The organism is Citrobacter sp. U14242 (assembly GCF_046555775.1).
Lineage (GTDB): Bacteria > Pseudomonadota > Gammaproteobacteria > Enterobacterales > Enterobacteriaceae > Citrobacter.
In genome coordinates this window covers 60,601-84,940 of the sequence record NZ_JBKGLW010000011.1, presented here as the reverse complement: position 1 = coordinate 84,940, position 24,340 = coordinate 60,601, and the positions used below count along the sequence as shown (strand labels likewise).

The window sequence follows — 24,340 nt, the reverse complement described above, 5'->3', positions numbered from 1 at the left end:
TTGCGGTCAAAGAAAGGAGATCGCCATGAAACGGATGAGCGCTGAAGAAGCGGCAGAAATTATCCAACACGATGATATGGTGGCATTTAGCGGATTCACACCAGCAGGCTCACCAAAAGCATTGCCGACAGCGCTTGCCCGACGCGCCTGCGAACAGCATCAGGCCGGGAAGCCCTTTCAGATTCGGTTGCTGACTGGGGCGTCAATTGGCGCTGCCGCTGACGATGCATTATCAGAGGCAGATGCCGTTTCCTGGCGTGCCCCTTATCAAACCGCCTCCGGCCTGCGCGAGAAAATTAACCAGGGCCAGGTGAGATTTGTCGATCTCCATCTGAGTGAGGTTGCGCAGATGGTCAATTACGGCTTTTTTGGCGAGATCGATATTGCCGTTATTGAAGCGTCAGCCATCGCGCCAGATGGACGGATTTGGCTTACCAGCGGGATCGGCAACGCGCCAACCTGGCTGCTGCGGGCAAAAAAAGTGATCATTGAACTGAACCACTACCATAACCCGCGCGTAGCAGAGCTTGCCGACATTGTTATTCCAGGCGCGCCACCACGCCGGAACAGCGTGCCTATCTTTCATACCATGGATCGTGTAGGGGCACAGTGCGTGCAGGTAGACCCGAAAAAGGTCGTTGCGATAGTGGATACCGAGCTGCCAGATGCCGGTAATGCGTCAGATAAAACGAACCCGGTCAGCCAGCAAATAGCCGATAACGTGGTCACCTTTCTGCTAGCAGAAATGGCGCACAAGCGAATTCCACCTGAGTTTTTGCCCCTTCAGAGTGGCGTTGGCAATATTAATAACGCAGTGATGGCGCGACTGGGTGAGAACCCGGATATCCCGCCCTTTATGATGTATTCAGAGGTGTTGCAGGAATCGGTGGTGTATCTGCTGGAAACAGGGAAGATAACCGGTGCCAGCGCCTCAAGCCTGACGATTTCCGCCCCATCGCTGCAGAAGATCTACGACAACATGGATTTCTTCACCAGCCGGATCGTGTTGCGCCCACAGGAGATCTCCAACAATCCGGAGATCATCCGCCGTCTGGGGGTTATTGCGCTTAATGTCGGCCTGGAGTTTGATATTTATGGCCATGCTAACTCCACGCATGTCGCGGGGGTCAATCTGATGAACGGTATTGGCGGCAGCGGCGATTTCGAACGTAACGCCTATCTGTCGATCTTTATGGCCCCGTCGATCGCCAAAGGCGGGAAAATATCCACTATTGTGCCGATGTGTAGCCATGTCGATCACAGCGAGCATAGTGTGAAGGTGATCGTCACTGAACAGGGCATTGCCGATCTGCGCGGGTTATCTCCTCTGCAACGGGCGCACACCATCATCAACAATTGTGCGCACCCGCTCTACCGCGATTACCTGCACCACTATCTGGAAAATGCACCTGGTGGCCATATTCATCACGATCTCAGTCATGCCTTTGATCTGCATCGCAATTTGATCGAGACAGGCTCCATGCTGGGCTAAGTTGCCGTACCGTCACGATCCTCAGCAATATGCTGCAGCATCGTGGCGGTGTAGCGATGGTTTTTCAGCGAATACAGAAACTCCTGCATGTACATTGGGCTGCCGGGAGCATCGAAATATTTCAACTTGGCCGGATTCACTAATCGCCATGCAAAATGTGGGATGACCGTCAGAAACTGCCCCCGCTCCACGGCGCTGATCTTGGCCATAAAGCTGTACGGGCGATAGATAATTGTCGGATTGATCCCACAGGGACGCATGTAAGCATCCAGCATCGCCTCAAAGTTGGCGCGATTCTGGAAGCGCATCTGCAACCAGGGCAGCTCACGCAGCAAATCCTGTGGTTGTTTTTCTTCGTAACGCCGGGATACCAGAAACCCCAGGCGTAACGGCGGTAATTCACTTACTGCCAGATTATCCAGCTCTTGCACCCGGGGAGACACATGCTGCGGCGAGATAATAAAATCAAGCTGTCGGTCGAACAGATTATCAATCACCCCGTTTTCACTGAACTCGACGGCCTGGGCGCTGATACCATCGTACTTATCGCCAAGGCTAATCAGCTGGTCAAAAATAATGGTTGGGTAGGTGTTGTCGATGCCGATGACGATTTCCCGCGAACGACGAGAGGCATTATGAATTTCGTTATCAATAGCAGATAGCCGCTGGTAGACGGGAAATAATTTCTGATACAGCTCCTGACCGGCTTTATTCAGACTGATGTTGTTATCTTTACGGGTAAACAGCGTATAGCCGATTTGATCTTCCAGTGCAGCAATGCTTTTGCCAAACGGCGATGCGGTCATGTGTATTTTTTCTGCGGCTCTGGCGATGTTATTCGTTTGCGCCAGCAGAATAAAATTACGCATCTTTTTCGAGATAAAAATATCCATAGTCACCTCATAAAATCACTACGGCATATCCTCATCAAGACAAAAAAAAGACTCGCGACGCGGTCGCATTTTTACAGTTGTTCACAGAAAAAACCCGGCGGATAAGCCGGGTCTGAAAAGATTACTGCGTTTTGGCAGGTGCTGCCGCGGGTTCTATCTGGAAAACCACATCGACCTGATCGTCAAACTGAATGACCGGCTGTTCGTAGGTCTCCTGAGCAGATGGCGCAGGAGCCGCGTCGGCTTTCATCATCCGTACCATCGGGCTCGGCTGATAATTCGAAACGTGGTAGCGCACGCTGTACACCGGACCAAGTTTGCTGTTAAAGCCCGCCGCCAGCTGTTCAGCCTGATGAATCGCATCATCAATGGCCGCTTTACGCGCCTTGTCTTTGTAAGCATCTGGCTGAGCCACGCCCAGTGACACCGAACGAATCTCGTTCAGACCCGCTTTCAGCGCGCCATCCAGCAATGCGTTAAGTTTATCCAGCTGACGCAGCGTAACCTCAACAGTACGTACCGCGCGGTAGCCTTTCAGTACGCTTTTACCATTCTGGTAATCGTAGTCCGGCTGTGTACGCAGATTGGCGGAGCTAATATCCTTCTTCGCTATCTGGTTTTGCTCAAGGAAGGAAAGATACTGCGCCACACGATCGTCGGCTTGCTTTTTCGCAGATGCTGCATCCTTCGCCGCTACATTCACTTCAATTGCCAGAGTGGCAATATCAGGTGTCGCATCGACGCTTGCCGTTCCGGAAGTCACGATGTGTGGTCCATTGGGCAATTCGTTTGCCTGTACCGAGAGTGCGCTGAATCCGACTAATGCCGCCAGGGCGATGACTTTGAACTTCACTGTCGTTCCTCCATGTTACATATACCCCTAAACTCAGGGCGCATGCAGGCAAGCTTAGCCGATCTCGCCGTGTTGTCCATCAGACAACACTTAGAGTCAGGCCCATCAGGCGCCATTGTTGCTGCCAGTTTGGACACGGACAGCACGGAAAAACCGGAGCATACACGTAGTACGTGAGGATGTTGAGCACTGCCCAGGGCCAAAATGGCCAATAAAATAGCCTAATGGGCCTGACTCTTAGTTGAACAGCGCATCAACGTGCGCAACACCTTCTTTTGCCAGCTGAAAAGCGATAAACCACATCACTAATCCCACCAGCGTGTTGATAATGCGCTGGGCTTTAGCCGTGCGCAGACGCGGGGCCAGCCAGGCCGCCAGCAGTGCCAGACCAAAGAACCACAGGAACGATGCGCTGACGGTTCCCAGTGCAAACCAGCGCTTAGGTTCCACATCCAGTTGACCGCCGAGGCTGCCCAGCACGACAAAAGTATCCAAATAGACATGGGGATTTAGCCAGGTTACCGCCAGCATGGTGGCGATGATTTTCCAGCGGCCCTGCTTCATCACCTCGGCGCTGGCCAGCTCCAGGTTACTGCTCATCGCCGTTTTTAACGCACCAAAGCCATACCAGAGTAAAAACGCCACCCCGCCCCAGGTCACCAGCGCCATCAACCACGGCGACTGCATCAACAAGGCACTACCACCAAAGATACCGGCACAGATCAGCACTAAGTCGCTGATGGCGCAAAGTAAGGCAATCATGATGTGATACTGGCGACGAATCCCCTGATTCATCACAAAAGCATTCTGCGGGCCAAGTGGAAGGATCATGGCCGCACCAAGCGCAAGGCCTTGAAAATAATAAGATATCACGTTATTTATCCCGAGCTATTTCTCTTAAGCGCAGACTATAGCGCGGGAAAATCATTAGCGGAAATTGATAATATTAATCAGGGATAAGAGGAATTAATACCGAGAGAGGAAATGCCGGATGGTGGCTGACGCCTTATCCGGCCAGGAGATTTTGTAGGCCCGGTAAGCGGTGGCACCACCGGGCACGCGATTACTCGGCCGTGTGCTCTTTCACACGCTTGAAATTCACATCCATCTGCGGATATGGGAAGCTGATACCGTTGGCATCGAACTCACGTTTAATACGCTCCAGCACATCCCAGTAGACACTTTGCAGGTCGCCACTGTGACTCCAGACACGTACCACAAAGTTAATGGAGGAAGCCCCCAGCTCATTCAGACGCACCGTCATTTCTCGATCTTTCAGGATACGATCATCAGACTGGATGATATCGGTAAGGATTTTCTTCACCTGATCGATATCGGAATCGTAGGCTACACCGATAATAAATTCGTTACGGCGAACCGGTTCACGAGAGAAGTTGATGATATTCCCGGCGATGATTTTGCCGTTTGGGATCACAACAATCTTGCCATCCACGGTACGCATGGTCGTGGAGAAAATCTGCACGTTAAGCACGGTTCCGGCTACGCCGCCGAGGTCAACATACTCACTCGCACGGAACGGGCGGAACATCACCAGCAGTACGCCCGCAGCGAGGTTAGACAACGAACCTTGTAATGCCAGACCAACGGCTAAACCTGCCGCACCGAGAACGGCAATCACCGAAGCCGTCTGCACCCCAACGCGTCCGAGGGCAGCAATCAGCGTGAACGCAATGATCCCGTAGCGCACCAGCGCAGAGAGGAAGTCGGCTACGGTCGCATCAATCTTACGCGCCACCATCAAGCGGTTAACCGTGTTCGAAACGATACGCGCCACAATCATACCGATAATAACAATGGCGATGGCCGCAACGATATTGACGGCATAGCTCAGCAGCAGTTCCTGGTTGCGGACCAGCCAGGTGCCCGCACCGTTTATGCTGTCGACAACATTCAAATCTTCCATTCAATATTCCTTTTTTGCTTACCCAAACGGGAGAAATAAAGCCCCCCCACCGGGGCGGGCAACCTGACTAGGTTAAACAAAAAACCCCAATGTTGCCAAATTGATCACAAAATTTCTGTCGTCAGCATATTGAAATCATAATAAAAAAGGCCCGCATTTGCGGGCCTCATGTCACGTAGAACGGCGTAAATTACAGAACGTCAACCGCGTTCAGTTCTTTGAAAGCCTGTTCCAGACGGGTGATCATGGTTGCCTGACCAGCACGCAGCCATACGCGCGGATCGTAGTATTTCTTGTTCGGCTGATCTTCGCCTTTCGGGTTGCCCAGCTGACCCTGCAGGTAAGCTTCGTTGGCTTTGTAGTAGTTCAGAACGCCTTCCCAGGTCGCCCATTGGGTATCGGTATCGATGTTCATTTTCACTACGCCGTAGCTTACGGAGTCTTTGATTTCCTGAGCAGTAGAACCGGAACCGCCGTGGAACACGAAGTTCAGGCTGTTGTGCGGCAGGTTATGTTTCTTAGAAACATAGTCCTGAGAATCGCGCAGGATGGTCGGAGTCAGAACCACGTTGCCCGGCTTGTACACGCCGTGTACGTTGCCGAAGGAAGCAGCGATGGTGAAACGCGGGCTGATTTTGCTCAGCTCAGTGTAAGCATAATCAACGTCTTCCGGCTGGGTATACAGGGCAGAAGCGTCCATGTGGCTGTTGTCCACGCCGTCTTCTTCACCACCGGTGCAACCCAGTTCGATTTCCAGAGTCATGCCCATTTTGGACATACGCGCCAGGTATTTGGAGCAGATTTCGATGTTCTCTTCCAGAGACTCTTCAGACAGATCGATCATGTGAGAAGAGAACAGCGGTTTGCCCGTTGCTGCGAAATGTTTTTCACCCGCGTCCAGCAGACCGTCGATCCACGGCAGCAGTTTCTTCGCGCAGTGGTCAGTGTGCAGGATAACCGGAACACCGTAGTGTTCAGCCATCTGGTGAACGTGATGTGCGCCAGAGATAGCACCCAGGATTGCAGCGCCCTGAGGAACGTCGGACTTCACGCCTTTACCCGCGATGAAAGAAGCACCACCGTTGGAGAACTGTACGATTACCGGCGCTTTAACTTTTGCAGCAGTTTCCAGAACGGCGTTGATGGAGTCGGTACCAACGCAGTTAACAGCAGGCAGAGCAAAGTTGTTTTCTTTAGCTACCTGGAAAACTTTCTGTACGTCATCACCAGTGATTACGCCTGGTTTTACGAAATCAAAAATTTTAGACATTTTACGAGTCCTGTATCTTCGGCCGTTGTACACATCATCCTTCAAGCCGCCTCAGCGTTGGCTGCCTTCGCTCGCCCCAGTCACTTACGTAAGTAAGCTCCCGGGGAACTCACTCAGTTGCCGCCTTGATGCAACTCGAATGATTTTGTGTAAAGAATTGAAGCGTGCTCTGGAGCGCGCTGAAATAAGGGCAGGTTTCCCTGCCCATTAAAGTCTTACTTTTTAGCACGCTCTTCGAGCATGGCTACTGCTGGCAGGACTTTGCCTTCCACGAATTCGAGGAATGCGCCACCACCAGTCGAGATGTAGGAGATTTTGTCAGCGATGCCGAACAGGTCGATTGCTGCCAGAGTATCGCCGCCGCCTGCGATGGAGAACGCTTCGCTGTCTGCGATCGCGTTAGCAACGATTTCAGTACCTTTACGGAAGTTCGGGAATTCAAACACACCAACCGGGCCGTTCCACAGAATGGTTTTCGCATTCTTCAGGATGTCAGCCAGCTGCTGTGCAGAAGCGTCGCCGATATCCAGAATCTGCTCGTCTTCTTTCACATCGCTAACGGATTTCAGCGTAGCCGGTGCAGTTTCAGAGAATTCAGTCGCTACGCGAACGTCGGTTGGAACCGGGATGTCACAAGTGGTCAGCAGACGCTTAGCTTCATCAACCAGGTCAGCTTCGTACAGGGATTTACCCACGTTGTGGCCTTGAGCGGCAACGAAGGTGTTCGCAATACCACCGCCTACGATCAGCTGATCGGCGATTTTAGACAGGGAGTCCAGAACAGTCAGTTTGGTAGAAACTTTAGAACCACCAACAATAGCAACCATCGGACGAGCAGGTTCTTTCAGTGCTTTACCCAGTGCATCCAGCTCAGCAGCCAGCAGCGGACCCGCACACGCTACATCAGCGAATTTACCGATACCATGAGTGGAAGCCTGTGCGCGGTGAGCCGTGCCGAAAGCATCCATGACGAATACGTCGCACAGTGCGGCATATTTTTTGGACAGCGCTTCGTCGTCTTTCTTCTCGCCTTTGTTGAAGCGAACGTTTTCCAGAACAACCAGTTCACCGGCCGCAACTTCAACGCCGTCCAGGTAATCTTTTACCAGGCGAACCGGAGCAGACAGTTTGTCTTTCAGGTAGTTAACAACCGGCAGCAGAGAGAATTCTTCGTTGTACTCGCCTTCGGTAGGACGACCCAGGTGGGAAGTTACCATCACTTTTGCACCCTGCTTCAGGGCCAGCTCGATGGTTGGCAGAGAGGCACGGATACGCGCATCGCTGGTTACTTTCCCTTCTTTAACTGGTACGTTCAGATCCGCACGGATAAAAACACGTTTACCAGCAAGATCCAGATCGGTCATCTTAATTACAGACATGGTGAATCCTCTCGTTGATTCTTAAAGTTTTGCAAGCGCTCACGCGCCTTACCTGAAACCAATAGCAGCCATCGCTAACGTTGTATCGAGCATGCGGTTAGCAAAGCCCCATTCATTATCGCACCAGACCAGGGTCTTGATCAGGTGAGCCCCACTCACACGCGTTTGTGTACCATCAACGATGGCGCTGTGCGGGTCGTGGTTAAAATCTACAGAGACCAACGGTAATTCCGTATAGTCAACTATACCATGAAATGCACCTTGTGCTGCTTTTTGCAGCAACTGGTTGACTTCACTGGCTTTTACCGGTTTTTTCACCGTCACGCTTAAGTCGATCGCCGTCACATTAATGGTCGGTACACGTACCGCAATCGCTTCAAAACGATCGTTAAATTGCGGAAAAATTCGTGTGATACCTGCCGCCAGTTTGGTATCAACCGGGATGATCGACTGGCTAGCCGCTCTCGTGCGGCGCAGGTCAGGATGATAAGCATCAATAACCTGCTGATCGTGCATCGCGGAGTGGATCGTCGTGACGGTACCAGACTCGATGCCGTAAGCATCATCCAGCAATTTAATGACGGGAATTATACAATTCGTGGTGCAGGAGGCGTTGGAGACGATTCGGTGCTCAGCGCGCAGTTGCTCCTGATTAACGCCAAACACAACGGTTGCGTCGATGTCGTGACTGCCAGGATGTGAAAAGAGCACTTTTTTAGCACCAGCGGCAATATGCGCCTCGCCGTGTTCGCGATTGCCGAAAACACCGGTGCAGTCCAGCACAACGTCGACGCCCAATTCACGCCACGGAAGCGCATCAAGGGTTCGCTCATGCAGAATGCGAATCGCGTCATCGCCAACGATGAGCTGGTCACGTTCCTGACGAACATCCCAGGCAAAACGCCCATGGCTGGTGTCATATTTCAACAAATGCGCCATGCCTGCGGCATCCGCCAGTTCGTTGATAGCCACCACGGTGATTTCCGCCCGACGCCCGGATTCATACAAAGCACGAACCACGTTACGTCCGATGCGACCGAAACCATTAATCGCTACGCGTACGGTCATAGGTCTCCTGCAAGGATTTCTCAGAAACGATGTGGCTGACAGAGTAATGCAGCAAACCGTTCAGGGAAACCTTACCTGTCGCAAACTGCGACTAATTGATTAATTGTCGAACATTTAATCGACTGAAACGCTTCAGCTAGAATAAGCGAAACAAGGAATAAAAGGAATGATTGTCCAGCAACAGAACACAGTTATCTGACTTGCGTCACATTTTAAAGCCCTTCACTGCTAAATTTATTCCATATTCCAGAATTGCGAATAAGCGTAGCAAGATTATTTCGTTGCCATATCACAAATCCTGATTTATATCAGAAAGCTCCCTAACCTGCGTCTATATTATCAGCGCAACGTCCGAGTCTCGGAGTCCCTCAATCATGGCTACATTCACTCCTCAATCATCTGAAGCTCGCTTTCATGCGCTGCGTTTGTTCCCCGGTCAGGAAGTCTTTTCTCAGCTACATGCTTTTGTCCAGCAACACCAGTTGCAGGCGGCATGGATAGCAGGTTGTACCGGAAGCCTGACCAACGTCGCTTTACGCTACGCTGGGCGTGAAGAAACCACATTACTCACCGGTACCTGGGAAGTCATCTCCCTGAACGGCACGCTGGAACTGACTGGCGAACACCTCCATCTTGCGGTGTCCGATCCACAAGGCACCATGCTGGGGGGCCACATGATGGCAGGCTGTACTGTGCGAACCACACTGGAACTGGTCATTGGCGAGCTAACAAGTCTGGCATTTAGTCGCCAACCCTGCACCGTTTCAGGTTATGACGAACTGGTTATTTCATCCCGCTAACGCTTCACTTAAAAGAGGTCTTCTATGGCGCGTCGCCAATTTTCCAGCCAGTCTCTGGTACTGATTGTCATTGCTATCGCTATCAACATGGTCGGGGGGCAGCTTATCAGTATGTTGAAATTGCCCATTTTTCTCGACTCCATTGGCACCTTAATTAGCGCGGTACTGTTAGGCCCGGTTGTGGGGATGTTGACCGGCTTGCTCACTAATCTGCTGTGGGGACTGCTGACCGATCCAATTGCAGCCGCCTTTGCTCCCGTGGCGATGGTTATCGGCCTGGTTGCCGGTTGGCTGGCACGGGCTGGCTGGTTTCGCACCTTACCCAAAGTCGTGGTCAGCGGCGTGATCATCACGCTTGCCGTGACCCTCGTTGCTGTGCCGATTCGCACGACCCTGTTCGGCGGCGTCACCGGCAGCGGCGCCGATCTTTTTGTCGCCTGGATGCACTCGGTCGGTCAGAACCTGGTGGAGTCCGTTGCCATCACCGTCATCGGCGCGAATCTGGTCGATAAAATCCTCACGGCCATCATCGTCTGGATACTGTTACGCCAACTTCCGCTGCGCACCACGCGCCATTTCCCAACGATGTCTGCTGTGCGCTAAATGCACCCGTTTACGTCGTTAACTCTGTGGGCGCTTGCCGCCTGCTCCACGCTCCTGCTGCCAGCCGGAGTGCCGCTCAGCGTGTACAGCGCCGCGACGTTCGTCGGTTTGCTATGTATGAAGGCTACGCGGTCGCGGGCGAAATACGTACTCTGGCTGATGATCCCCTTAGGGCTGGGACTATGGCTGGTACACGGCGGATGGCTTACCGAGTGGATGAGCGGGCAGCCGCGCACGCCGGAACGCTGGGCCGATGCCGTTACGCTCTGGCTAAGGATCCTGGCCATTGTGTCAACATCGCAGATGTGGATGCAATACGTACCGGTTTCGCGCTTTATGCGCGCCCTGTTCGCGTCTCGCCTGCCGCCAGGCGTTGCCTACCTGTTCGCAGGCCCGTTGCTGGTGGTTGAACAGCTCAAACACCAGTTGGCGATTATTCACGAGGCCCAGCGCGCACGCGGTGTACCGCTGGATGAGAGCTGGTATCAACGTTTACGCGCCATGCCTGCATTGGTTGTGCCGCTCACCCATAACGCACTCAATGACTTAGCCGTTCGCGGTGCAGCGCTCGATATGCGCGGATTTCGACTACATCGCACACGCACCACGCTGTGGGCGCCATCAGACAGCACCTTACAACGTCTGGCCCGCTACGGGATGGTGGTTCTGATGGTGGTTGAGACAGGAGTCTGGATATGGTTACGTTAGAGCAGTTTCGCTATCTCCCGACGCACGCTATGCGGCCACCTGCCTGTTACGATTTCCATTATGCCAGCCCTGGTATGGTGGCTATTTTTGGCGATAACGGCAGCGGGAAAAGCACGCTGGCGCAGCTGATGGCTGGTTGGTATCCCGATTTCCTTCCGGGAGAAATTGAGGGTACAGGCACGCTACTGGGTAATCCCATCGGGCAACTGTCACTGGTCGAGCAGTCGAGTACCATTCAGCTTGTGCAGCAGTCACCTTACCTGCAGCTTTCAGGTTGTACTTTCAGCGTGGAGGAAGAAGTGGCGTTTGGCCCGGAAAACCTTTGCTTTACCGAAGCTGAAATTATGCAGCGCATAGACGCCGCCCTGGCGCTGACGGAATGTCAGTCTCTACGCCATCGTCATCCGGGCACCCTTTCCGGCGGGGAAACCCAGCGGGTAGTGATTGCCAGCGCACTCGCCATGCAGCCGAAAATATTGATTCTGGATGAAGCGTTCAGTCGCCTGACGGCGCAGGCCACGACAATGCTGCTGGCGCGACTGCAACACTGGGCGCAGGAACAGCATGCTTTGATTGTGCTTTTTGAACGCAATCATTCCCCTTTTCTCAGCCACTGCCAGCAGGCATGGCAGTTGCGCGACGGAGCTTTGTCACCGCTATGTTAACGCTAAATCAGGTCAGCTATCGCTGGCCGAACGCCGCCGATGACTGTTTACGCAATATTTCGCTGGAACTCCAGGAGGGTGAATGGCTGGCATTAACGGGCGATAATGGCGCGGGAAAATCCACGCTTCTGCGCATTATGGCCGGACTACTGACGCCTTCATCCGGCACAATAACCGTTCAGAACCGCGCGATTGCGCAACTGAAAAATAGGGAGCGCGCCAGGGTACTCGGCGTGCTGTTTCAGGAGGCGGAAAATCAAATTTTTCACAGCAAGGTAGCAGAGGAAGTGGCCTTCGGATTACGGCTACAGAAGCTTCCCGCAACTGAAGTTGCGCAACGCACGATGGCGGCGCTGCAATTATGTCAGCTAGAGGACGTCGCCGACGCACACCCACTCGATCTGCATACAGCACAGCGACGCATGGTTGCCGTCGCCAGTCTGGAAGCCCTCGAACCCGCTATTCTATTGCTGGATGAGCCCAGTCGGGATTTTGATGCGCACTGGCTTGGCGTCTTCGAAAACTGGCTGGCAGTGTGTCGTGCGCGCAGTACCAGTATTGTGGCGATCAGTCATGACGCTGCATTTACGCAGCGCCATTTTTCACGCGTGGTACGGCTACACAACAAAAATCTCACACCGTCCGATATGCACCCTCAAGCGTCATCTCCAGCATAAGGTCTGCTGGCAGGCTGTGTTCCAGCACCCGACGAACATTCGGTCCGTCGGTGCGCTCATAAAACGCCTCAGCGTCAGTTTGTGATACTCCGCCAGCCAGTTTACGACCTACCAGTCGCGTACGCAGCGCATTGGCTGGAGCGCGAACAAACAACGAGTAATCACAAAACTCAGCTAACGCTCGCCATCTTTCATCATCGAGCAATAGCCAGTTTCCCTCCACAATCACCATCGGTGCTGTCACTGTTATGGCCTCTTCGACCGGATCGTGCTTTTGCCGGTCATATTGCGGCCAGGCCCCTTCCCCTTCCCTTATCTGACGTAGATTCTGCGCAAGCTTATCCACATCAAAGGTTTCCGGCGCGCCTTTGTATGCCCGCAGGTTATGGGCATCCAGCCAGCTGTTGTAGTGATGGAAGCCATCCATCGGCAGTGTCTGGATCTCCGGCAGGCAAGGATCCTGACGGGAGAGATATTCCCAGAAGGTGGTCAGCGTCGATTTACCCGTCCCCGGCGGAGCACAGAGAAAAACGATCGTGCGTCGCTGCGAATTTATGGCGTGTATTTTTGCCAACTGCTGTAATAACGGTTTGTGGACGTTTTCTATCTCATCATCATGGTAATGTGCTTCAACCTGTAGCCCATTCACCGTTAGCTCGATTTTCACGGTGTTAATTCCTTTAAAATCGCCGTCACCGCCAGCGTCATTGCCGTCTTGACCATTGCGCAAAAACGTACCTCGGACCACGCAGCAAAGTCGGCAAATTTCATCGACTCCAGCGCGCCGTAGAGCGTTGCGTTACGGGTAATACTGTTCACGTTGCTGACAAAATCCCAGGTAATGTCATCGGCAAAACCGGGGATAATATCCTGCTGATTCAGGTACTGATAAAACTGAGAAAAATGGGTGATATCGGCATAAAGCCACTTATCCATTTTTCCCAGCGCATAAATCAGACGTAACGCAACGTCGATATCGTCAAGCGGTCCACTCTGGGCGAGCAACGGCTTCACTGCATATTCCACGATCTCTTCATCGTTATTGACGAACAACGACGGCAGAAAGCGCTTAATGCCCTTGAGCAAAATATTATGTGCCGTCGTCATAAACGAAAGTAAATTATTTTGAGCATCCAGTTGCTCAAGCACATCATCTTCTGTCAGCGTCGTCATTAGTTATCCGATAAATCACCATGAATGCAGAGAGTCTATTATATTACACGTTCGATCCGCGCCGCCGATCAGTAAAGTTTGCGTGCGCACACCATTCGCAACCTGTTGGATCCCTTTCACAAGATCGCCGCCCGTAACCCCCGTCGCGCTGAAGAGGATCTTATTTCCCCCTACCAGTTCGTCGAGCGCATAGATACGGTTGATTTCAACGCCCATTTCCATGCAGCGCTGACGTTCCTGTGCCGCAATCAGACGATTATCTGCGCTATCACCTTTCGCCTCGCAAAAATCAATCAGTTCAGCCTGCATGTCGCCCCCCAGCGCTTTAACTGCACAGGCTGAAATAACCCCTTCAGGTGCCCCGCCAATGGTATACATCAGGTCATAGGGATTTTCCTGCATACAGGCCAGTACGCTGGCGGCCACGTCGCCATCGGGCAGAGCAAAGACTTTAACGCCCAGTCGTGTCGCCTCGGCAATCGCCGGTTGAAGGCGCGGTTTATCCAGCGTTACCATCCGCAGTCGCTCCAGCGGTTTACCCAGCGCCGCTGCCACATTACGCAGATTGTCTGCCAGCGGCAGCGCCAGATTAATGGCCCCTTTTGCAAACCGATTAACAACCAGTTTTTTCATGTACATATCAGGAGCATGTAGCAAACTACCGCGGGGGGCAAACGCCATGACGGCCAGCGCATTGCTTTGCCCCATCGCCACCATTCGGGTTCCTTCAATGGGATCGACGGCGATATCTACCTCAGGTCCGGCGCCGTTTCCCACTTCCTCACCAATCCACAGCATCGGGGCGCGATCAATCTCCCCTTCGCCAATGACGATTCGCCCACGGAGAGCAATATTGTTCAATGCTTCACGCATTGCCGTCACGGCCAGACCGTCAATCTTGTTTTTATCGCCGCACCCGGTTTGCGGCCAGGCTGCCAGCGCAGCCTGTTCCGTGATACGAAATAACGGCCATGTCAGCGACATCATATCGCCGCCTCCCCGATATCAACGCCGAAGTGTGCCAACAGGTATTTTTCTGCCTTTTCATTCCAGATACCGTGCGTCTCCTCCATCAGCAGCGCCAGTTCTTTGAATAATGGATCTGTTTTCCCTTTCTCCGCGAAATCAGCAATGGCGGTTAGTGGCATGGTAACGCCGTTATATATCAGCTTTTTACCGCCGGGGATCGCCGGTAAATTCAATACGGTTTCTGGAACCGCATCAAGACCGCCAATGTGCGTTACCATAAACGACGGTTGTAGCTGGCCGGTTGCACTGAGCGCAATGGCCTCTTTCATATCATCCGTTGAACCACCAGATGTCCCGACAACGTGAGTACTGTTGTAGTGCACGTTATAAAAATTAAACGGCACTTTGAAGTTACTGTCCGTAGGGCCGGCAAAGAAATTCAGGCAACCATCTTCCGCAAGTAAATCATCAGCCATTTCAATGACTGCTGGCACTGCCGCATACACGAAGACATCATCAAAACCTGCGTCATGGGTTAGCGAGCGCAGCATCGCGGTCGGAGAATCCATGCCGGTCGTATTCACATAGATAAGCTCAATACCCTTTTCTGCCGCCAACTCAACCGGCAATAATTTTTTAGCCTGCGCCAGTCGTGCTTCGTCAATGTCGACCACCACCACGCGTGACGGTTGAATACTGCCGTTAATGGCATAATCTATTGCACCAATACCCATAGGCCCGGCACAGGCCAGAAGCGCAATGCTCCCCCCCGGCTTAATTCCCATACGATGTTCATAAACGTAAGGCGTGGTGTGAAAGTTCGCGTTATATGCGCCAATAATGCAGCACATCGGTTCTGCCAATGAGGCGGCAGCAAAATAAGAACCGTGATACGGTAAAACACAACCCAGATTAATCGCTACCTCCGGGATAATCATATATGTCGCATTGCCACCAAAATATTCGTAGCTGTATCCCGCTGAATATCCGCTTGGCAACCCCATCGCGGGTTGCAAAACAAAACGCTGGCCTTTTTTATATTTATTCGTCAGGTTTTTTCCCACTTCAACAATGATACCTGCACATTCATGTCCGGTAATCACCGGATGATTTTCCAGATCGTCCGGTACGCGTTTATGATCGCTCCCCAATGCCGCCGCTTTCCAGGTGGATAAACAAACGCTATCGGATATTACGCTTACTAACAATTCGTTATCTGTAATTGCGGGCAGTTCAAATTCGCGGATACGAATATCCTGCTTGCCATATATGGCAGCCACTTTCGTTTTCATATTCACTCCAAAAAGAGAAGAAGGTTAGTTCGCAGTAATGCGTTTAAATAAATCATCCAACAGTGGGTCACCAATGTAGTTCTTAATCAGTACTAATGGCTTTTCACTCACACGTTTAACACGACCTTCAAGACTGGCATGGGTGACAATAATATCAGCATCTTGCGGAACGTTTTCGATGGCATAATGCGTCACATTAATATTCAGTCCCGCTTTCTCCAGACGCTTACGAAACGTGGTTGCCCCCATCGCGCTGGACCCCATTCCCGCATCACAGACAAAAACGACGCGTTTAATATTTTTATAAGAGAATTTACCTTCCTGCTTCATCGCTTTGACGGCTCTGGCTGATTCAGCAAAGTCATCTTCACTTTCTGTTTCGACGTTCTTTTCCATTTTCAGGATGACAGAGGTAATAACAAACGTAACTATTGTACCCGCGGTGACTCCTGCAATGGTCGCGAGGAACGATCCTTTTGGTGTTAATGCCAGGTAGGCGAATATTGATCCAGGACTCGGACCCGCAACTAACCCACCGTCAAGCAGATGGAATACCCACGTCCCGGTCATTCCCCCGGCAATCATCGCAATCAGGGTCAGAGGCTTCATCAGCACATACGGGAAATACAGTTCATGAATACCACCGAGGAAGTGGATGATCATGGCACCCGGCGCGGATTTTTTACTCATCCCTTTGCCAAAGATGGCAAAGCCGAGCAACAGACCTAACCCCGGCCCTGGGTTGGATGCCACCATAAAGAAAATCGATTTTCCCGTTTCTGAAGCTTGCTGCATTCCCAGCGGATAATACACGCCTTGATCGATAGCATTATTCAGAAAGAGAATTTTCGCCGGTTCATTGATTACAGATAGCAACGGCAGATAGCCTGCATGAACCAACGCTTCAATACACTCCTTCACAAAATTATTCGCAATGAGAACCGCAGGGCCAATGACTTCAAACCCCAGTAAGCATAAGAACATTCCCGCAATACCAAGGGAGAAGTTATTGATAACCATCTCGAAGCCTGCAGGAATGCGTTTTTCCAGCAGACGGTCAATATGCTTAATCACCCAACCGCCAAGCGGTCCCATCACCATCGCGCCAAGGAACATCGGGATATCCGCGCCCACAATCACGCCAATAGAACCAATGCCTCCCATGACTGCGCCACGTTTCCCGCCAACCAGGTGTCCCCCTGTGGAACCAATCATAACGGGCAGTAAATAGGTAATCATCGGACCGACAATTTTGGCAAAATGTTCATTCGGCATCCAACCGGTTGGAATAAACAATGCGGTTATAAAACCCCAGGCAATAAACGCGCCGATGTTGGGAATGACCATTGCTGTCAAAAACCCACCAAAAGCCTGGACTTTGGCACGAGCAGACTTGTTTTCCATAATAATGTCCTGAAAGGAAACTGTGAATTATGCGTGGGCGATAATATCCGCCAGTTGTTTTTCTGATTTAGCCGCTAACAAAGCAGTTAATGTCTCCTCTTCACATAATAATTCGCTCAAGGCCTGAATAGCGCCAATATGTGAGTCAGCATTTTCCGCCGATAACCCGATTAATAATCTGATACCTTCATCATCTTCGGAAAATCTCACCTCCTGTTTAAGAAGCGTTAATGACATCCCGGTTTTTAACGCACCACATTCTGGACGAGCGTGTGGCATGGCGACGCCAGGCGCTAAAATATAATAAGGGCCATTGTTAATCGTTGAATCTTTTATAGCCTGAATATAATCTGAGTTGACATAATGGTTGGCGAGTAAAGATGACATTGAAAAGTCAATTGCCTCCTGCCAGTTCTGTGCTGAATTTTTTATTGAGATAGATGATTCGGGAAAGTAATCAATCAGCCGCATACATTTTCCTTATTTTATTTTTAGGGTACGAGTTAACGTTAAAAATAAAATACGCGTGCGGCAAAATGAAATCAATCGAGGAGAAAAATACAGACGGTGCAAGATATTTTTACATGATGTCTTTAAAAACAATAAATTGAGAAGTCAAAAATAAAAAGCAACACTAATTATGTGACACTCATTGCAAATATCAAATAACACTGAATCTCATATTTGTGATGTAGATCCACAATATCGGGTTGCGTAGGGTAAATAAAATTTACTTTGATTAAAAAAACGGGCCACCTGAGCGACCCGTTTTCACCTGTAAGCGAAATTACAGCAGTTCTTTTGCTTTCGCGACCACGTTGTCTACGGTGAAGCCGAACTCTTCAAACAGCAGTTCTGCCGGTGCAGACTCACCAAAAGTCGTCATCCCGACAATTGCGCCGTTCAGGCCCACGTATTTGAACCAGTAGTCCGCGATGCCCGCTTCGATAGCAACACGCGCGGAGACCGCTTTCGGCAGAACGGATTCGCGGTAAGCCGCATCCTGTTTGTCGAACGCGTCGGTAGACGGCATGGAAACCACGCGCGCTTTAACGCCTTCCGCAGTCAGTTTGTCCCATGCAGCCACCGCCAGCTCAACTTCAGAGCCGGTAGCAATGAAGATCAGTTCCGGTTGACCGGCACAGTCTTTCAGCACGTAACCACCGCGAGCGATGTTTGCCAGCTGTTCTGCAGTACGTTCCTGCTGCGCCAGGTTCTGACGGGAGAGGATCAGTGCGGTCGGGCCGTCCTGACGCTCAACACCGTATTTCCACGCTACCGCAGATTCAACCTGGTCACACGGACGCCATGTGCTCATGTTCGGAGTCACACGCAGAGAAGCGACCTGCTCTACCGGCTGGTGAGTCGGGCCATCTTCGCCCAGACCGATGGAGTCGTGGGTGTAGACCATTACCTGACGCTGTTTCATCAGCGCAGCCATACGCACCGCGTTACGGGCATATTCCACGAACATCAGGAAGGTGGAAGTGTACGGCAGGAAACCACCGTGCAGAGAGATACCGTTAGCGATAGCGGTCATACCAAATTCACGTACACCGTAATGGATGTAGTTACCGGCAGTATCTTCGTTGATAGCTTTAGAACCAGACCACAGCGTCAGGTTAGATGGCGCGAGATCTGCAGAGCCGCCGAGGAATTCAGGCAGCAACGGACCAAACGCTTCAATCGCGTTCTGAGACGCTTTACGGCTGGCGATTTTCGCCGGGTTAGCCTGCAGTTTAGCAATGAATTCGTTCGCTTTTGCGTCGAAGTCAGACGGCATTTCACCTTTCATACGACGGGTGAATTCAGCGGCTTCCTGCGGGAAAGCTTTCGCATAAGCAGCAAACTTCTCGTTCCATGCAGCTTCTTTTGCCTGGCCTGCTTCTTTTGCATCCCACTGCGCGTAGATTTCAGACGGGATTTCGAACGGCGCGTATTTCCAGCCCAGCTGTTCGCGGGTCAGTGCAATTTCTGCATCGCCCAGCGGTGCACCGTGAGAGTCGTGGGTACCGGCTTTGTTCGGGGAACCGAAACCGATGATGGTTTTGCACATCAGCAGGGACGGTTTGTCGGTCACTGCGCGTGCTTCTTCAACGGCGCGCTTAATCGCGTCAGCATCGTGACCATCTACGCCACGAACCACATGCCAGCCGTAAGCTTCAAAACGCTTAGCGGTGTCATCGGTGAACCAGCCTTCAACGTGACCATCGATGGAGATACCGTTGTCATCGTAGAACGCCACCAGTTTGCCCAGCTTCAGCGTACCGGCCAGAGAACATACCTCGTGAGAGATACCTTCCATCATGCAGCCGTCGCCCATGAAGGCATAAGTGAAGTGGTTAACAATGTCGTGGCCCGGACGGTTAAACTGCGCCGCCAGTGTTTTTTCAGCAATAGCCATACCCACGGCATTCGCAATACCCTGACCCAAAGGACCCGTCGTGGTTTCCACACCAGCGGTGTAACCCACTTCCGGGTGCCCCGGCGTTTTGGAGTGCAGCTGACGGAAGTTCTGCAGCTCGGACATCGGCAGATCATAGCCGGTGAGGTGCAGCAGACTATAAATCAGCATGGAGCCGTGGCCGTTGGACAGCACGAAGCGGTCACGGTCAGCCCAGGACGGGTTAGTCGGGTTGTGGTTCAGGAAATCACGCCACAGGACTTCGGCAATGTCAGCCATACCCATCGGGGCACCCGGGTGACCGGATTTGGCTTTCTGTACTGCGTCCATGCTCAGCGCACGAATAGCATTGGCAAGCTCTTTACGTGAGGACATTTTGACTCCAGATCGGATAATGAAGGCCGTGCCCTTAACGACTTGACGACAGCGCGTTTTGGGCTACGCCGGAAAAAAGTGCCAACAATGTAACCCAAGCCGCGTGTCATGTACATGGAGCATCCTTTTACCGCTTCAGAAATCTCTGGATCATGCGCGCAAGTTGCGCAATCTACTCGCCCGCTTATTGTTCTTTTCTTTATACTTAGACTGAGCGTCGGTTTACCTGCAAACGACGCAATTTTTAGAATAATCCTGACTTTGTGCGGAAGAGAAAACATGAAAATTCGCGCTTTACTGCTTGCTATGAGCATGGCGACGGCATTGACCGGTTGCCAGAATATGGACTCCAATGGACTGCTTTCTTCGGGCGCAGAGGCTTTTCAGGCCTACAGCCTGAGCGATGCTCAGGTGAAAGCGCTCAGCGATCAGGCCTGTAAGGATATGGACAGCAAGGCTACCATCGCCCCGGCTGGCAGCGAATATGCGACGCGTCTTGGCAAAATCGCCACTGCGCTTGGCGACAACATTAACGGTCAGCCCGTGAACTACAAAGTGTATATGGCGAAAGATGTGAATGCCTTTGCCATGGCAAACGGCTGTATCCGCGTATACAGCGGCCTGATGGATATGATGACCGACAACGAAGTCGAAGCGGTGATCGGCCACGAAATGGGCCACGTCGCGCTGGGTCACGTGAAAAAAGGCATGCAGGTTGCGCTGGGCACCAACGCCGTGCGGGCTGCTGCGGCCTCAGCAGGCGGCATTGTCGGCAGCCTGTCGCAGTCACAGTTGGGCGATCTTGGCGAGAAACTGGTGAACTCGCAGTTCTCCCAGCGTCAGGAATCCGAAGCGGATGATTACTCGTATGATTTGTTGCGCAAGCGCGGCATCAACCCGGCGGGTTTAGCCACCAGTTTTGAGAAACTGGCAAAACTGGAGGCAGGACGTCAAAGCTCAATGTTTGACGATCACCCAGCATCCGCAGAACGTGCGCAACATATTCGCGATCGCATGAGCGCAGACGGGATCAAATAGTTTTAGTCCCATTCCGCGATGATATCGGACATTATTGGCGAAGCCAGTTTGGGACCGGACAGCGCACAGCCACCGGAGCGTACACGTCGTACGTGAGGATGGCGGGCACTGCCCGGGTTCAAAATGGCGAGCAAAATAGTCCGATAACGGTTACTCGCCTTTTTTCGCCGCCTGGATATACAGCATTTCCAGAGCCAGCGTAGCCGCCGCCAGCGCGGTGATTTCGGACTGATCGTAGGCAGGCGCGACTTCTACAACGTCCATGCCGACGATGTTCAGATCCTTCAGGCCACGTACCAGTTTGATCGCACGATCCGACGTAAGACCACCGATCACTGGCGTACCGGTACCTGGGGCAAACGCCGGATCCAGACAGTCGATATCAAAAGTCAGGTATACCGGCATATCACCGACAATCTGCTTAACCTGCGCAATGATGTCATCCACACTGCGATCGTTCACCTGGCAGGCATCCAGCACGGTAAAGCCGTTGTCTTTGTCGAACTCGGTACGAATACCAATCTGCACAGAGTGATTCGGATCGATCAGACCTTCGTTCGGCGCAGTGTAGAACATGGTGCCGTGATCGAATTCGCAGCCGTTGGCGTAGGTATCGGTATGGGCATCAAAATGCACCAGCGCCATTTTGCCAAAGTGCTTCGCGTGGGCGCGCAGCAGCGGTAGCGTGACGAAGTGGTCACCACCGAAAGAGAGCATACGCTTACCAGCAGAAAGCAGCTTCTCAGCATGCGCCTGCAGCTTTTCGCTCATTTCACGGGCATCGCCAAACGCGTAAACCAGATCGCCACAATCCACAACGTTCAAACGCTCGCGCATATCGAAATTCCACGGGAAACGGTTATGTTCCCAGGCCAGGTTAGTGGAAACCTGACGGATCGCCGCCGGACCATGACGCCCGCCCGCACGGCCAGACGTTGCCATATCAAACGGTACGCCGGTGATTACCCAGTCGGCATCGCTGTCGTATGGCATGAAGTTCATCGGCAGACGCAAAAAACCAAAGGCGTTAGAAACCAGGGAGTTGTCGTATTGATGACCTAAGGTGCTCATGTACTGACCTCTTATAAAATCGGTGAAAAAAAATCCCCTCCGCGTCGTTAAGCCCGACGAGGAAGGGATTGATTTACGTGACTACTTGTATGGGCGAATTATCGCCGTTAATTTGTCCGGGTTCAAGCGACCCCGCACAACCTTACTCGTCTTCGAGGTAAGTATAACCGTACAGTCCTGCTTCGAACTCTTCGAGGAACTGCTGCTGCAACTCGGTATCCAGATCTGTTTTTTTCACCTGGTCACGGAACTGCGTCAGCAGGGTATTCGGATCCAACTGCACGTACTGCAGCATGTCTGCCACAGTATCACCCTCGTCAGACAACTCAACTTCGACACTACCGTCAGGGAAGACGAACACGTCAACCGCTTCGGTATCACCGAACAGGTTGTGCATGTTACCGAGGATCTCCTGATAAGCCCCTACCATAAAGAAGCCCAGCATCGGCGGGTTCTCCGGATCGTATTCCGGCATCGGCATGGTGGTGGCAATTCCGTCGCCGTCAACATAATGATCGATAGCACCGTCGGAGTCACAGGTAATGTCCAGCAGCACCGCGCGGCGCTCAGGTACCTGATTCAACCCTTCCAGCGGCATCACCGGGAACAACTGATCGATACCCCACGCATCCGGCATCGACTGGAACAGCGAGAAGTTGACGTAAATCTTATCCGCCATACGTTCCTGCAGCTCGTCGATAATCGGACGATGCGCGCGGTTGCTCGGGTCGAGTTGTTTCTGCACTTCGTGACACATATTCAGATAGAGCTGTTCAGCCCATGCGCGTTCCTGCAGGCTAAAAGTGCCTGAAGAGTAGCCGACGTGAATATCATGCAAGTCCATCTGGCTATCGTGCAACCATTCACGTAACGAGCGACGGGTACCCGGCTCGTGCATCTCCTGCCACGTTTCCCACATACTTTGCAGGGCGCGCGGCGCATCTTCAGCCGGAGGTGTTGCCTCGGTATGTTCGCTACGCTCAACGCCGATAATGTTCGACACCAGCACGGTATGGTGCGCGGTAACAGCACGACCGGATTCGGTGATCACCGTCGGATGCGGCAGGCCGTGTTCTTCACAGGCATCGCCAATCGCCCAGATAATATTATTGGCGTATTCGTTCAGCCCGTAGTTCACCGAACAGTCAGACTGCGAACGTGTCCCTTCGTAGTCCACGCCCAGTCCACCGCCCACGTCGAAGCACTGGATGTTCACACCTAACTTATGCAGCTCAACGTAAAAACGCGCAGATTCACGCACGCCGGTGGCGATATCGCGAATGTTCGCCATCTGCGAACCGAGGTGGAAGTGCAACAGTTGAATGCTGTCCAGACGGCCGCGTTCACGCAGAATTTCTACCAGTTGCAGTACCTGGTTTGCTGCCAGGCCAAACTTGGATTTTTCACCGCCGGAGGACTGCCATTTGCCGGAACCCTGCGACGCCAGACGCGCACGCACGCCCAGACGCGGAACCACATTCAGACGTTCAGCTTCATCCAGTACGATAGCGATTTCAGACATCTTCTCGATGACCAGATAGACTTTATGGCCCATCTTCTCGCCAATCAGCGCCAGGCGAATGTATTCGCGGTCTTTATAGCCGTTACAGACAATCACGCTACGGGTCATACCCGCGTGCGCCAGCACTGCCATCAGTTCCGCTTTCGAACCCGCTTCCAGTCCCAGCGGTTCGCCGGAGTGGATCAACGATTCAATCACGCGACGATGTTGGTTGACCTTGATCGGGTAAACGAGGAAATAATCACCCTTATAGCCGTAAGACTCACGGGCGCGCTTGAACGCGGCGTTAATCGAACGCAGACGGTGCTGCAGGATCTGCGGGAAGCAGAACAGCGCAGGCAAACGTTGCCCCTGCGCTTCACGGGCTTTTACCAGCTCGGCAAGATCAACGCGTGCTTCCGGGACGTCTGGGTCCGGACACACACTGATGTGGCCGAGTTCGTTGACGTCGTAGTAGTTATTACCCCACCAGGCAATATTGTATGTACGCAGCATCTTGCTGGCTTCCTGGGAACTCATTGCAACCTCCTGCATGGAGCGTAGTACACCCTGTCCGCCCGCTGACGAAGGCGAACCCATGGAAATGTCGTCAGACATAGCGAACCTCAGATTTTATTAACAAGTGTAAAACAGTTGACTACTATCGCAATCCGAAGAAGCGATAACAACCCATAAACAGGCAGACTTTGCAGCAGATAGTGCTGACGCTCCGACTGTGCGACCGGTTTCTTTTTCATATCATTGTAAACACGTAACCGAA

At 52.3% G+C, this 24,340-nt stretch carries 24 protein-coding genes; 7 read left to right on the top strand and 17 right to left on the bottom strand.

Annotation, left to right across the window (positions count from 1 at the left end; all coding sequences use genetic code 11):
• Positions 1-19 precede the first annotated feature (19 nt).
• Positions 20-1,492 (top strand): acetyl-CoA hydrolase/transferase family protein, encoded by a 1,473-nt coding sequence (locus tag ACLJXE_RS18495; protein WP_410751714.1) that lies wholly within the window; start codon positions 20-22, stop codon positions 1,490-1,492.
• Here ACLJXE_RS18495 and srsR read toward each other — a convergent pair.
• The 7 genes from srsR to epd form a co-directional block, all read right to left on the bottom strand.
• On the bottom strand, positions 1,489-2,385 hold the full coding sequence (gene srsR / locus ACLJXE_RS18490) for a LysR family transcriptional regulator SrsR (protein ID WP_271456174.1): 897 nt from the start codon (positions 2,383-2,385) through the stop codon (positions 1,489-1,491). The genes ACLJXE_RS18495 and srsR overlap by 4 nt on opposite strands.
• A 121-nt stretch (positions 2,386-2,506) precedes the next feature.
• The gene (locus ACLJXE_RS18485) at positions 2,507-3,238 is read right to left on the bottom strand and encodes an oxidative stress defense protein (protein ID WP_410751643.1); all 732 of its coding nucleotides are present in this window, start codon (positions 3,236-3,238) and stop codon (positions 2,507-2,509) included.
• A gap of 237 nt (positions 3,239-3,475) precedes the next feature.
• Entirely contained in the window at positions 3,476-4,111 is a 636-nt protein-coding gene (gene argO / locus ACLJXE_RS18480) for an arginine exporter ArgO (RefSeq protein WP_286629547.1), read from the bottom strand.
• Positions 4,112-4,301: 190 nt separating this feature from the next.
• Positions 4,302-5,162, bottom strand: coding sequence for a small-conductance mechanosensitive channel MscS (locus ACLJXE_RS18475; RefSeq protein ID WP_410751642.1), 861 nt, complete (start codon positions 5,160-5,162; stop codon positions 4,302-4,304).
• 190 nt (positions 5,163-5,352) lie between these two features.
• Positions 5,353-6,432 carry a class II fructose-bisphosphate aldolase gene (gene fbaA / locus ACLJXE_RS18470; protein ID WP_003027029.1) on the bottom strand — a complete coding sequence of 360 codons (1,080 nt, stop codon included), beginning with the start codon at positions 6,430-6,432 and terminating at the stop codon, positions 5,353-5,355.
• Between the two features lie 215 nt (positions 6,433-6,647).
• Positions 6,648-7,811 (bottom strand): phosphoglycerate kinase, encoded by a 1,164-nt coding sequence (gene pgk / locus ACLJXE_RS18465; RefSeq protein WP_003027032.1) that lies wholly within the window; start codon positions 7,809-7,811, stop codon positions 6,648-6,650.
• Positions 7,812-7,859: 48 nt separating this feature from the next.
• A complete protein-coding gene (gene epd / locus ACLJXE_RS18460) occupies positions 7,860-8,879 on the bottom strand; it encodes an erythrose-4-phosphate dehydrogenase (RefSeq protein ID WP_137382634.1) in 1,020 nt (339 codons plus the stop codon).
• Positions 8,880-9,253: 374 nt separating this feature from the next.
• On the opposite strand from epd, the gene ACLJXE_RS18455 reads away from it, so the two are divergent.
• The 5 genes from ACLJXE_RS18455 to ACLJXE_RS18435 are packed head-to-tail and all read left to right on the top strand — an operon-like array spanning position 9,254 to position 12,332.
• Positions 9,254-9,679 carry a PPC domain-containing DNA-binding protein gene (locus ACLJXE_RS18455; RefSeq protein ID WP_410751641.1) on the top strand — a complete coding sequence of 142 codons (426 nt, stop codon included), beginning with the start codon at positions 9,254-9,256 and terminating at the stop codon, positions 9,677-9,679.
• A 24-nt stretch (positions 9,680-9,703) separates the two neighbouring features.
• Complete coding sequence (locus tag ACLJXE_RS18450) at positions 9,704-10,282, top strand: ECF transporter S component (protein ID WP_410751640.1); 579 nt, start codon at positions 9,704-9,706, stop codon at positions 10,280-10,282.
• Positions 10,283-10,990: an energy-coupling factor transporter transmembrane component T gene (locus tag ACLJXE_RS18445; RefSeq protein WP_410751639.1), complete on the top strand. Its 708-nt coding sequence runs from the start codon at positions 10,283-10,285 to the stop codon at positions 10,988-10,990.
• Positions 10,978-11,655: an ATP-binding cassette domain-containing protein gene (locus ACLJXE_RS18440; protein ID WP_410751638.1), complete on the top strand. Its 678-nt coding sequence runs from the start codon at positions 10,978-10,980 to the stop codon at positions 11,653-11,655. The genes ACLJXE_RS18445 and ACLJXE_RS18440 overlap by 13 nt, the downstream gene beginning before the upstream one ends.
• Entirely contained in the window at positions 11,649-12,332 is a 684-nt protein-coding gene (locus ACLJXE_RS18435) for an ABC transporter ATP-binding protein (protein WP_410751637.1), read from the top strand. The genes ACLJXE_RS18440 and ACLJXE_RS18435 overlap by 7 nt, the downstream gene beginning before the upstream one ends.
• Here ACLJXE_RS18435 and ACLJXE_RS18430 read toward each other — a convergent pair.
• The 7 genes from ACLJXE_RS18430 to tkt form a co-directional block, all read right to left on the bottom strand.
• Positions 12,289-12,999 carry a nucleoside/nucleotide kinase family protein gene (locus ACLJXE_RS18430; RefSeq protein ID WP_410751636.1) on the bottom strand — a complete coding sequence of 237 codons (711 nt, stop codon included), beginning with the start codon at positions 12,997-12,999 and terminating at the stop codon, positions 12,289-12,291. The two genes, ACLJXE_RS18435 and ACLJXE_RS18430, sit on opposite strands and share 44 nt — an antisense overlap.
• Positions 12,996-13,505 carry an MltR family transcriptional regulator gene (locus ACLJXE_RS18425; RefSeq protein WP_410751635.1) on the bottom strand — a complete coding sequence of 170 codons (510 nt, stop codon included), beginning with the start codon at positions 13,503-13,505 and terminating at the stop codon, positions 12,996-12,998. The genes ACLJXE_RS18430 and ACLJXE_RS18425 overlap by 4 nt, the downstream gene beginning before the upstream one ends.
• Before the next feature lie 15 nt (positions 13,506-13,520).
• Positions 13,521-14,492 (bottom strand): class II fructose-bisphosphatase, encoded by a 972-nt coding sequence (gene glpX / locus ACLJXE_RS18420; RefSeq protein ID WP_286629538.1) that lies wholly within the window; start codon positions 14,490-14,492, stop codon positions 13,521-13,523.
• Positions 14,489-15,766: a zinc-binding dehydrogenase gene (locus ACLJXE_RS18415; protein WP_410751634.1), complete on the bottom strand. Its 1,278-nt coding sequence runs from the start codon at positions 15,764-15,766 to the stop codon at positions 14,489-14,491. Before ACLJXE_RS18415 ends, glpX begins: the two co-directional genes overlap by 4 nt.
• Positions 15,767-15,790: 24 nt before the next feature.
• Positions 15,791-17,170 carry a PTS mannitol transporter subunit IICB gene (locus tag ACLJXE_RS18410; RefSeq protein WP_410751633.1) on the bottom strand — a complete coding sequence of 460 codons (1,380 nt, stop codon included), beginning with the start codon at positions 17,168-17,170 and terminating at the stop codon, positions 15,791-15,793.
• A 27-nt stretch (positions 17,171-17,197) separates the two neighbouring features.
• On the bottom strand, positions 17,198-17,641 hold the full coding sequence (gene cmtB, locus ACLJXE_RS18405; protein ID WP_410751632.1) for a PTS mannitol transporter subunit IIA: 444 nt from the start codon (positions 17,639-17,641) through the stop codon (positions 17,198-17,200).
• Between the two features lie 316 nt (positions 17,642-17,957).
• The gene (gene tkt, locus ACLJXE_RS18400) at positions 17,958-19,949 is read right to left on the bottom strand and encodes a transketolase (RefSeq protein ID WP_286629534.1); all 1,992 of its coding nucleotides are present in this window, start codon (positions 19,947-19,949) and stop codon (positions 17,958-17,960) included.
• 279 nt (positions 19,950-20,228) lie between these two features.
• Here tkt and ACLJXE_RS18395 point away from each other — a divergent pair, with 279 nt between their 5' ends.
• The gene (locus tag ACLJXE_RS18395; RefSeq protein WP_286629533.1) at positions 20,229-20,987 is read left to right on the top strand and encodes a M48 family metallopeptidase; all 759 of its coding nucleotides are present in this window, start codon (positions 20,229-20,231) and stop codon (positions 20,985-20,987) included.
• Between the two features lie 150 nt (positions 20,988-21,137).
• Here ACLJXE_RS18395 and speB read toward each other — a convergent pair whose 3' ends face one another.
• From speB to yqgB, 3 genes are all read right to left on the bottom strand, one after another.
• Positions 21,138-22,058 carry an agmatinase gene (gene speB, locus ACLJXE_RS18390; RefSeq protein ID WP_003027056.1) on the bottom strand — a complete coding sequence of 307 codons (921 nt, stop codon included), beginning with the start codon at positions 22,056-22,058 and terminating at the stop codon, positions 21,138-21,140.
• 142 nt (positions 22,059-22,200) lie between these two features.
• Positions 22,201-24,177 carry a biosynthetic arginine decarboxylase gene (gene speA, locus ACLJXE_RS18385; protein ID WP_410751631.1) on the bottom strand — a complete coding sequence of 659 codons (1,977 nt, stop codon included), beginning with the start codon at positions 24,175-24,177 and terminating at the stop codon, positions 22,201-22,203.
• Positions 24,178-24,185: 8 nt separating this feature from the next.
• On the bottom strand, positions 24,186-24,317 hold the full coding sequence (gene yqgB / locus ACLJXE_RS18380) for an acid stress response protein YqgB (RefSeq protein ID WP_410751630.1): 132 nt from the start codon (positions 24,315-24,317) through the stop codon (positions 24,186-24,188).
• Between the last annotated feature and the right edge of the window lie 23 nt (positions 24,318-24,340).